The 9528-nt window shown below is 69.2% G+C and carries 9 protein-coding genes; all 9 read left to right on the forward strand.

What is annotated here, in order from left to right:
* The first annotated feature begins 71 nt into the window (after positions 1 to 71).
* On the forward strand, positions 72 to 941 hold the full coding sequence (locus tag AC1MIR_RS17450) for a branched-chain amino acid ABC transporter permease (protein ID WP_480029452.1): 870 nt from the start codon (positions 72 to 74) through the stop codon (positions 939 to 941).
* A 12-nt stretch (positions 942 to 953) separates the two neighbouring features.
* The gene (locus AC1MIR_RS17455; RefSeq protein WP_480029453.1) at positions 954 to 1904 is read left to right on the forward strand and encodes a branched-chain amino acid ABC transporter permease; all 951 of its coding nucleotides are present in this window, start codon (positions 954 to 956) and stop codon (positions 1902 to 1904) included.
* Positions 1901 to 2638, forward strand: coding sequence for an ABC transporter ATP-binding protein (locus AC1MIR_RS17460; protein ID WP_480029454.1), 738 nt, complete (start codon positions 1901 to 1903; stop codon positions 2636 to 2638). The genes AC1MIR_RS17455 and AC1MIR_RS17460 overlap by 4 nt, the downstream gene beginning before the upstream one ends.
* Positions 2635 to 3345 carry an ABC transporter ATP-binding protein gene (locus AC1MIR_RS17465; RefSeq protein WP_480029455.1) on the forward strand — a complete coding sequence of 237 codons (711 nt, stop codon included), beginning with the start codon at positions 2635 to 2637 and terminating at the stop codon, positions 3343 to 3345. The genes AC1MIR_RS17460 and AC1MIR_RS17465 overlap by 4 nt, the downstream gene beginning before the upstream one ends.
* Before the next feature lie 4 nt (positions 3346 to 3349).
* Positions 3350 to 3817, forward strand: a complete 468-nt coding sequence (locus AC1MIR_RS17470; protein ID WP_480029456.1) for a 4-hydroxylaminobenzoate lyase — start codon at positions 3350 to 3352, stop codon at positions 3815 to 3817.
* 3 nt (positions 3818 to 3820) lie between these two features.
* Positions 3821 to 5380 (forward strand): benzoate-CoA ligase family protein, encoded by a 1560-nt coding sequence (locus AC1MIR_RS17475; protein ID WP_480029457.1) that lies wholly within the window; start codon positions 3821 to 3823, stop codon positions 5378 to 5380.
* On the forward strand, positions 5377 to 6174 hold the full coding sequence (locus tag AC1MIR_RS17480) for an alpha/beta fold hydrolase (protein ID WP_480029458.1): 798 nt from the start codon (positions 5377 to 5379) through the stop codon (positions 6172 to 6174). The genes AC1MIR_RS17475 and AC1MIR_RS17480 overlap by 4 nt, the downstream gene beginning before the upstream one ends.
* Positions 6175 to 6243: 69 nt before the next feature.
* A complete protein-coding gene (gene boxC / locus AC1MIR_RS17485; protein WP_480029459.1) occupies positions 6244 to 7893 on the forward strand; it encodes a 2,3-epoxybenzoyl-CoA dihydrolase in 1650 nt (549 codons plus the stop codon).
* A 67-nt stretch (positions 7894 to 7960) separates the two neighbouring features.
* Entirely contained in the window at positions 7961 to 9415 is a 1455-nt protein-coding gene (gene boxB, locus AC1MIR_RS17490; RefSeq protein WP_480029460.1) for a benzoyl-CoA 2,3-epoxidase subunit BoxB, read from the forward strand.
* The last annotated feature ends 113 nt before the right edge of the window (positions 9416 to 9528 follow it).

The following is a 9528-nucleotide window of genomic DNA, read 5'->3' on the forward strand; positions in this document are numbered from 1 at the left end:
GCCGCAGCAAAGCTGCGGCAGGGCACCGGGGGGCTGCGGCTGCCAGGGCACCAGCAAAGGATCTGGCGCGCTTGGATTTATCGGGCCTCTTCGCGCAGGTCCTGAACGGCCTGCAGTACGGGTTGCTGCTGTTCCTGATCAGCAGCGGGCTCACGCTGATCTTCGGCGTGATGGGCGTGATCAACCTCGCCCATGGCTCGATGTTCATGATCGGCGCCTACCTCGCCTATGTCGTCGCCAGCCTGACCGGCGCGCTGTGGCTGGCGCTGCCGCTCGCGGTGCTCGGCGGGCTGGCCATGGGGGCGGCGCTGGAAGCCGGGCTGTTCCGCCGCTTCTACAAGCGCGAGCATCTGGACCAGGTGCTGCTGACCTTCGCGCTGATCCTGCTGTTCGAGGAAGCGCGCTCCGCGCTGCTGGGCAACGATTTCCACGCCGTGCCGGTGCCCGCGATCCTCGACTTCTCCGTGCCTGTCACCGCGGAATTCGCCTATTCGGCCTATCGGCTGGCGGTGCTCGTGGTCTGCCTGCTCGTCGCGGTGCTGATGTTCCTCGGCATCGAGCGCACGCGCATCGGTGCGGCGGTCCGCGCGGCGGCGGAGAAGCCGGAGATGGTGGACCTGCTCGGCCTCGACGCGCGTCGCATCCACTTGCTGGTCTTCGCCGTCGGCACGGCGCTCGCCATGCTTGCCGGCGCGCTGGCCGCGCCGCTGCAGAGCGTCTATCCGAACATGGGCGAGAGCTTCCTCATCATCTGCTTCGTCGTCGTGGTGGTGGGCGGCGTCGGCTCCATCGCCGGCGCCTTCTGGGCGGCGCTGCTGATCGGGCTGGTCGACACGCTGGGCAAGGCCTACCTGCCGGAGATCGCGGGGCTCGTGGTCTATCTGCTGATGGCCGGCGTGCTGCTCTGGCGGCCCTCCGGCCTCTTCGCACCCGGTCGGTGAGGGTGCGCTGAGATGCTGATCGCAAGCCGCACCGGAACATTGCTGCTGCTGCTCGGCGCGGCAGCGGTCGCCTCGATGCCTTGGTGGGCGTCGTCCTATCACCTGCAGCTGGCCTCGACCGCGCTGGTCTCGGCGATGTTCGCCCTCAGCCTGCAGCTGCTGGTCGGCGGCGCGGGCATGGTCAGCCTCGGCCACGCCGCCTTCTTCGGCGTCGGCGCCTATGCGGTGTATCTGCTGCCGCCGGGCCTCTCGATCGGGCTGACGCTGCCGGCGGCGGCGCTTCTGGCGGGTCTGGCCGCGCTGCCCGTCGGCGCGCTGTCGCTGCGCACGCGCGGCTTCTTCTTCCTGATGGTGACGCTCGCCTTCGGGCAGATGCTGTTCTTCCTGTTCCACGACACGCCGCTCGGCGGCGGCAAGGACGGGGTCTTCGTCACGCGCCCCGCCTTCGAGATCTTCGGCCTGGCGTGGGAGGTGCCGCGGCGGCAGCGCGCGCAGGTGCTGCTCTGGGTGAATCTCGGCCTGCTGATCGCGATGTATGCGACGCTGGCCGCGCTGATGCGCACGCTGTTCGGCCACGCGCTGCTCGGCATCCGCGCGAATGAGGATCGGATGCAGGCGCTGGGCTACGATACGCGGCGCATCAAGCTCGTGGCCTTCGTGCTGGCCGGCGCGCTGGCCGGCGTCTCCGGCCACATGTGGGCGATGACCGAGGCCTTCGTGAACCCCGAATTCCTCTCCTGGCACCGCAGCGCGGAGGCGCTGCTGATGGTGCTGCTGGGCGGCATCGGCGCGCTGCACGGGCCCATCCTCGGCGCCTTCGCCTATGTCGGGCTGGGCGAGGCCGCGACGCTCATCACCGAGCGCCAACGCCTGGTGGAGGGGCTGGTGTTTCTCGTCGTCGTGCTGCTGCTGCCGAAGGGCCTTGCGGGGCTGGTGCCGCGCGGCAAGGAAGGCGGGCGATGAGCGCGCTGGAAGCCGAGGCGCTGACGCGCCGCTTCGGCGGCCTCACCGCCGTCGCCGATGTCTCGCTCTCCATCGCGATCGGCGAGCTGCATGCCGTGATCGGTCCGAACGGCGCGGGCAAGTCCACGCTGGTGAACCTGCTCTCCGGCACGCTGCCGCCGAGCTCGGGCCGCGTGCTTCTCGGCGGGCGGGACGTGACGGGCTGGCCGAGCTGGCGCCTTGCGCAGGCCGGCATCGGCCGCAGCTTCCAGCGCACCAATGTCCTGCGCGAGATGAGCGTCTTCGAGAATGTGCGGCTGGCCGCCCAGGTCGCGGACTTCGCGCCGGGACGCTGGCTGCGCCCAGCCGGCCGCGCCGCCGCGCCGATCGCGGCGGCGCGCGCCGCGCTCGCCCGTGTCGGGTTGGAGCGGCAGGGCATCGCTGGCACGCTCAGCCATGGTGAGCTGCGCCTGCTGGAGATCGCGATGGCACTGGCGACGGGTCCGCGCGTGCTGCTGCTGGACGAGCCGCTGGCCGGCATGGGCCCGGAGGAGGGCGAGAAGGTCGCCGCGCTGCTGAAGGAACTCGCGCGCGACCACGCCGTGCTGCTGATCGAGCACGACATGGACTTCGTCTTCGCGGTGGCCGACTCCATGACGGTGATGGTGGATGGCCGCGTGCTGGAACAGGGCACGCCCGCGGCGATCCGCGCCTCCGACGCCGTGCGCGAAGCCTATCTGGGGCAGGAAGGATGACCCCGATCCTCGAAGCGCGCGGTCTGCAGGCCGGGTACGGCGAGGGTCTCGTGCTGCGCGGCGTGGACATCGCGGTGCGGCCCGGCGAGGCAATCGGGCTCATGGGCCGCAACGGGATGGGCAAGACCACGCTGATCCGCACCCTGCTCGGGCAAGTGCCCGCGCGCGCCGGACAGGTGCTGGCGGACGGGCAGGACATCACGCGCGAAGCCACCTTCCGTCGTGCGCAGCGCGGCATCGCGGTGGTGCCGGAAGGCCGCGGCGTCTTCGCCTCGCTCAGCGTGATGGAGAACCTGCTTCTCGCCGCGCGCCCGGATGCCGAAGGCCGCACGCCCTGGCCGCTGGAGCGCGTGCTGATCACCTTCCCCCGCCTGGCGCAGCGTTCGCGCAACCGCGGCGACCAGCTTTCCGGCGGCGAGCAGCAGATGCTGGCGATCGGCCGCGCGCTGATGACCAATCCGCGCCTGCTGATCCTGGACGAGGCGACGGAAGGGCTCGCACCGCTGCTGCGCGACGAGATCTGGCGCACCATCCGCGCGATCCGCGAGGCCGGGCTTGCCTGCATCGTCGTGGACAAGACCGTCGGCGCGGTGCTGTCCGTGGTGGACCGGGCTGAAATCCTGGTGAAGGGATCGCTGGTCTGGTCCGGAAAACCCGACGCGTTGCGCGCCGATCCGGAGTTGATGCACCGCCACCTGGGAGTGTGACCCCATGTCGCTTGCAGCGTTCGAGGCGAAGATCAGGGATGTGACCGCAGCCATCGCGGGCCTGCCCGTAGAGCCTGGTCTGGCGGAAACCCTGGATCGAAAATTCCCGCCGGGGTCGGAGACGTTCGAGACGCTGAAGGCGCTCTGCCGCCAGGGCATCGCGGAAGGCTGGCTATGCCAGCGCGAAGCCGGCGGCATCCGCTTCGGCCGCCCCGTGAAGCCCGGCCCCGACACCGCCGGCTACAGCGTGGACGTGGTGCTGATGGACAGCCTCGCCGGCCCGCATCACAGCCACCCGAACGGCGAGATAGACATGATCATGCCGGAGACGCCGGGCGCGGCCTTCGACGGCAAGGGCGAGGGCTGGCTGGTCTATGGGCCGGGCACCGCGCATCACCCGATCGTGTCCGGCGGCCGTGCCATCGTGCTGTATCTGCTGCCGCAGGGCGCCATCCAGTTCACCCGGGCGTAGATCATGGGCAACGCGGTCTCCTGGTTCCTGGACCGGCATGTGCGGGAAGGCCGCGGCGACGCGCCGGCCTTCGCCGATCCGTATCGCCGCGTGACCTATGCGGAGCTGGCCGTGACCAGCGGGCGCGTCCGCACGCTGCTCGAGGAGGCAGGCTTCGCGCGCGAGCAACGACTGGCGATGCTGATGCTCGACACCGTGGATTTCCCAGCCGTGTTCTGGGGTGCGATCCGCGCCGGTGTCGTGCCGATCCCGATCAACACGCTGCTGCCGGCCGAGCAGGTCGCCTACATCCTGCGCGACAGTCGTGCGCGCGGGCTGGTCGTATCCGAGCCTCTGATCCCGCAGCTTCTGCCGGCGCTGGCCGGCGTGAGCGGGCTGGATGCGATCTGGGCGGTATCGGTCAGCGGCGGGTCTGTCGCGTCGCTGCCGGTGGACCGAGGCTTCCAGGATCTGCACGAACTGCTTGCGACGACGCCTTGCGAGCCGGATGCCGTGGACGCTTCCGACGACGAGGTCGCCTTCTGGCTCTATTCCTCCGGCTCCACCGGCGCGCCGAAGGGCGTGAAGCATGTGCATGCCAGCCTGAAGGCGACGGCGGACACCTATGCCGACCAGGTGCTGGGCATCGCGCGCGACGATGTATGCTTTTCCGCGGCGAAGCTCTTCTTCGCCTATGGTCTCGGCAACGCCATGACCTTCCCGATGCATGTCGGCGCGTCAGCCGCACTGCTGCCGGACCGGCCGACGCCGGACAGCGTGATGGCGACGATGCAGCGCCACGAGCCCACGATGTTCTTCGGCGTGCCGACGCTCTACGCCGCGATGCTGGCCAACCCGGCGCTGACGCGGGGCGCCGGCTCGCCGCGCCTGCGCCGCTGCGTCTCCGCCGGGGAAGCGCTGCCCGAGCATGTCGGGCTGCGCTGGCAGGAGACGGTCGGCGTGGAGATCCTGGACGGCATCGGCAGCACGGAAATGCTGCACATCTTCGTCTCCAACCAGCCCGGGAAGATCCGCTACGGCAGTTCGGGCATTGCCGTGCCCGGCTATGAGCTCCGCATCGTGGACGAGCACGACCGCGACGTGGCCGATGGCGAGACCGGCGAGCTGCTGGTGAACGGGCCGTCCGCCGCCGAGGGCTACTGGAACCAGCGCGCGAAATCCCGCCGCACTTTCGCGGGCGAATGGACGCGCACCGGCGACAAGTATTTGCGCGACGCCGAGGGCTTCTATCGCTACCAGGGCCGCGCCGACGACATGTTCAAGGTCAGCGGCATCTGGGTCAGCCCCTTCGAGGTGGAGGCCGCCCTCGTCTCGCATGACGCGGTGCAGGAAGCGGCCGTGATCGGGCGCGAGGATGCGGACGGCCTCGTGAAGCCGATGGCCTTCGTCGTCTTCAAGCCCGGCGCTGCGGCGGAGGTCGCCGCGTTGCAGGCGCATGTGAAGGCCGCCGCCGGGCCGTGGAAGTATCCGCGCTGGATCGAGGTGGTGGAGGACCTGCCCAAGACCGCCACGGGCAAGATCCAGCGCTTCCGGCTGCGCGAACGCTTCGCGAGCCATACGTGAGGGACGTCTCCTTCGACCTGGACGGGCGCCGGATCGAGGCGGCCTGGTGGGGACCGGGGCCGGAGGAAGCGCCGACGCTCGTGCTTCTGCATGAGGGGCTGGGCTGCGTGGCGCTGTGGCGCGACGTGCCGGCGCGGCTGGCGGCGATGACGGGCTTCGGCGTGATGGCCTGGTCGCGCCTGGGCTACGGCCAGTCCGACAGCGTGGCGCTGCCCCGCCCGCTCACCTACATGCATGACGAGGCGCGCGACACGCTCGGCCGCGTGCTGGATGCGCAGCGCATCCGCCGCTGCATCCTCGTCGGCCATTCCGACGGCGCCTCCATCGCGCTGATCTATGCCGGCTCCAACCAGGACCGCCGCGTGCGCGGCATCGCGCTGCTCGCGCCGCATGTCATGGTGGAGCCCTTCTGCATCGGCGAGATCGAGCGCGCGCGGGCGCGCTGGAACACGACCGACCTGCGGGAGCGCATGCGGAAATACCATCGCGACCCGGACGCCGCCTTCCTTGGCTGGAACGGCGCCTGGCTGGATCCGGGCTTTCCCGCCGTGCTCGACCTGCAGCCGGAGATCGCGCATGTGCGCGTGCCGATCCTGGTGGTCCAGGGCGAGGCTGACCCCTACGGCACGCTGGAACACCTGCACATCATCGAGCGCGAGACCTACTGCCCGGTGGACCGCCTGGTCCTGCCGGGCGTCGGCCACGCGCCGCATCTGGAAGCGCCGGAACGAACCCTGGCGGCCGTCGCCGGTTTCGCCGACCGCCTGTTCCGGCTCCACGAACCGGCATCATAATGCATATTTGCGCTTGCGTTGGCTGGATAACCTGCACTATTTAGCATCTCACGAGGGCAGGAAACGCGCATGGCACGCATCGACTTCCAGACGGAGCCGAGCCGTTGGCGCCATTGGCGCCTGGAGCTCGATGGAGCCGTCGCGAACCTCGTCATGGACGTGGACGCCAATGGCAGCCTGTTCGAGGGCGTGGAGCTGAAGCTCAACTCCTACGATCTCGGCGTGGACATCGAGCTGCATGACGCGATCCAGCGCCTGCGCTTCGAGCATCCGGAAGTCGGCGCCGTCGTCATCCGCTCCGGCAAGGAGAACGTGTTCTGCGCGGGCGCCAATATCCGGATGCTCGGCAAGGCGACGCACGGCCACAAGGTGAATTTCTGCAAGTTCACCAACGAGACGCGCTGCGCGATCGAGGATGCGACCCACAACTCCAGCCAGTTCTACATCGCTGCCGTGAACGGCGCCTGCGCCGGCGGCGGCTATGAGCTGGCGGTCGCGGCGGACTACGTCATGCTGATCGACGACCGGCGTTCTTCCGTCGCGCTGCCGGAGACGCCGCTTCTGGCCGTGCTGCCCGGCACCGGCGGGCTGACGCGCGTGACGGACAAGCGGAAGGTGCGGCGGGACCTCGCCGACCTGTTCTGCTCGATCGAGGAAGGCGTGCGCGGCAAGCGGGCGGTGGATTGGCGCCTGGTGGACGAGGTGGTGCCGCCCTCCGCATGGGCCGAGCGCGTGAAGGAGCGCGCGGCCGAATTCGCGGCGAAGACCGATCGCCCGAAGGACGCGAAGGGCGTCGCGCTGACGCCGCTCGACCGCCGCTTCGAGGGCGAGCAGGTGATCTATTCCCGCGTGCGCGTGGAATGCGACCGCGCCGCCGGCCGCGCGACGGTCACCGTGATGGGGCCGGAAGCCGTCCCGCCCGCGACGCTGGATGCCGCCAAGGACGCGCAGTTCTGGCCGCTGCGCGTCGCGCGAGAGCTGGACGACGCGATCCTGCATCTGCGCGCCAACGAGCCCGAGCTCGGCCTGCTGACCTTCCGCACGGAGGGCGACGCCGCGCTGGTGCTGGCGCATGACGCCTTCCTCGATGCGCACGCCGCCGACTGGTTTGTCCGAGAGGTCCGGCACTATCTCAAGCGCGTGCTGAAGCGCGTGGACATGACCTCGCGCAGCCTCGTCGCGCTGGTCGAACCCGGCAGCTGCTTCGCCGGCACGCTGGCCGAGCTCGCCTTCGCGGCTGACCGCTCCGTGATGCTGTCCGGCAAGCGCGAGGGCGACAACCGCCCGCCGGCCGCGATCACGCTCTCGCCGATGAATTTCGGCGCCTACCCCATGTCGAACGACCTCACGCGGCTACAGGCCCGCTTCTGGGGAGAGCCCGGCAGCGTGGACCGCGCGAAGGACGCCATCGGCAAGGGCCTGGAGGCCGAGGAGGCCGAGGAACTGGGCCTCGTCACCATGACCTATGACGAGATCGACTGGGACGACGAGGTCCGCATCATGCTCGAGGAGCGCGCGAGCTTCTCGCCCGACGCGCTGACCGGCATGGAGGCGAATCTCCGCTTCGTCGGCCCGGAGACGATGGAAACGCGCATCTTCGGCCGCCTGACGGCCTGGCAGAACTGGATCTTCCAGCGCCCCAACGCGGTCGGCGCGGAAGGTGCCCTGAAGCTCTACGGATCGGGCGTGAAGCCCAACTACGACAAGCAGCGCGTTTAGCGCGGCCGATCGCCGCAGCGCTGCAGGCGCGAAGGCGTGAATCGGCCGCGCAAACGATACGGAGGACATGCAGATGCCCGACGGCATGAACGTCAACTATGACGGCCTGATCCCGAACAACGTGGACCTCAACAGCGACGCGCGCGTGCGCAAGGCGCTGGAGACCTGGCATCCCGGCTACATCGACTGGTGGAAGGACATGGGGCCTGAGGGCTTCCAGGAATCGCTCGTCTATCTTCGCACCGCCATCAGCGTGGACCCGAAGGGCTGGGCGAAGTTCGACTATGTGAAGATGCCCGAGTACAAGTGGGGCATCCTGCTCGCGCCCGCCGTGCCCGATCGCAGGATCGGCTTCGGCCACCACAAGGGCGAACCCGCCTGGCAGGAAGTGCCAGGCGAATACCGCTCCATGCTGCGGCGCCTTCTGGTGATCCAGGGTGACACGGAGCCGGCCTCCGTCGAGCAGCAGCGCCATCTCGGCAAGACCGCGCCCTCCCTCTACGACATGCGCAACCTGTTCCAGGTCAATGTCGAAGAAGGCAGGCACCTGTGGGCCATGGTGTATCTGCTGCAAAAATATTTCGGGAAGGACGGGCGCGAGGAGGCAGAGGAGCTGCTGCGCCGCCGCTCGGGCCACCAGGACACGCCGCGCATGCTCGGCGCCTTCAACGAGGCGACGCCGGACTGGCTCTCCTTCTTCATGTTCACCTTCTTCACCGACCGCGACGGCAAGATGCAGCTGGAGGCGCTGGCCCAGTCCGGCTTCGACCCGCTGTCGCGCACCTGCCGCTTCATGCTGACGGAAGAGGCGCACCACATGTTCGTCGGCGAGACCGGCGTGATGCGCGTGGTGGAGCGCACCTGCCAGGCGATGAAGGACGCCGGTATCCAGGATCCGCATGACATCGAGAAGGTGCGCGCGCTCGGCGTGATCGACCTGCCGACGATCCAGAAGAAGATGAACCTGCACTTCTCGCTGACGCTGGACCTGTTCGGCAGCGAGGTCAGCACCAATGCGGCGAACGCCTACAACGCCGGCCTCAAGGGCCGCTACCGCGAGGACAAGATCGAGGACGACCACCGCCTGATCGACAGCACCTATCCCGTCCTGCGCTGCATCGACGGCCAGGTGGTGAAGGAGGACGTGCCGGCGCTCTCCGCGCTGAACATGCGGCTGCGCGACGACTATGTCGTGGACTGCCAGGGCGGCGTCGGGCGCTGGAACAAGGTGATCGAGAAAGCGGGCATTCCCTTCCAGCTCAAGCTGCCGAACGTCGCCTTCAACCGGAAGATCGGCGAGTTCAACAAGATCCACGCCGACCCCGAAGGCCGCGTGATCGACGCCGGCACCTGGGCCGCGAAGCGCGACGAATGGCTGCCGTCAACGGACGATAACCTGTTCATCACCGCGCTGATGCAGCCCGTGGACACCGCCGGCAACTACGCCAACTGGATCGCCGCGCCGAAGGTCGGCATCGACAACAAGCCCGGCCACTTCGAGTATGTGAAGCTGCATGAATAGGTGATGCGCCGTCGCTGCGCGTCGGCGCCCTCAGGCGCCGGCGGCGGCCTTCGCCGCCTTGGCTCGCCGGACCGCCGGCGGGCCGCATTCGCGGCCTCGGCCCGCTACGCGGG

The sequence above is a fragment of the Falsiroseomonas sp. RANM36 genome, assembly GCF_056682175.1.

Bases quoted from the DNA above. Each gene is read 5' to 3' on its own strand.
- AC1MIR_RS17465 (WP_480029455.1), top strand. From the start codon at position 2,635: ATGACCCCGATCCTCGAAGCGCGCGGTCTGCAGGCCGGGTACGGCGAG.
- AC1MIR_RS17455 (WP_480029453.1), top strand. From the start codon at position 954: ATGCTGATCGCAAGCCGCACCGGAACATTGCTGCTGCTGCTCGGCGCG.
- AC1MIR_RS17475 (WP_480029457.1), top strand. From the start codon at position 3,821: ATGGGCAACGCGGTCTCCTGGTTCCTGGACCGGCATGTGCGGGAAGGC.
- boxB (WP_480029460.1), top strand. From the start codon at position 7,961: ATGCAGATGCCCGACGGCATGAACGTCAACTATGACGGCCTGATCCCG.
- AC1MIR_RS17470 (WP_480029456.1), top strand. From the start codon at position 3,350: ATGTCGCTTGCAGCGTTCGAGGCGAAGATCAGGGATGTGACCGCAGCC.
- AC1MIR_RS17460 (WP_480029454.1), top strand. From the start codon at position 1,901: ATGAGCGCGCTGGAAGCCGAGGCGCTGACGCGCCGCTTCGGCGGCCTC.
- boxC (WP_480029459.1), top strand. From the start codon at position 6,244: ATGGCACGCATCGACTTCCAGACGGAGCCGAGCCGTTGGCGCCATTGG.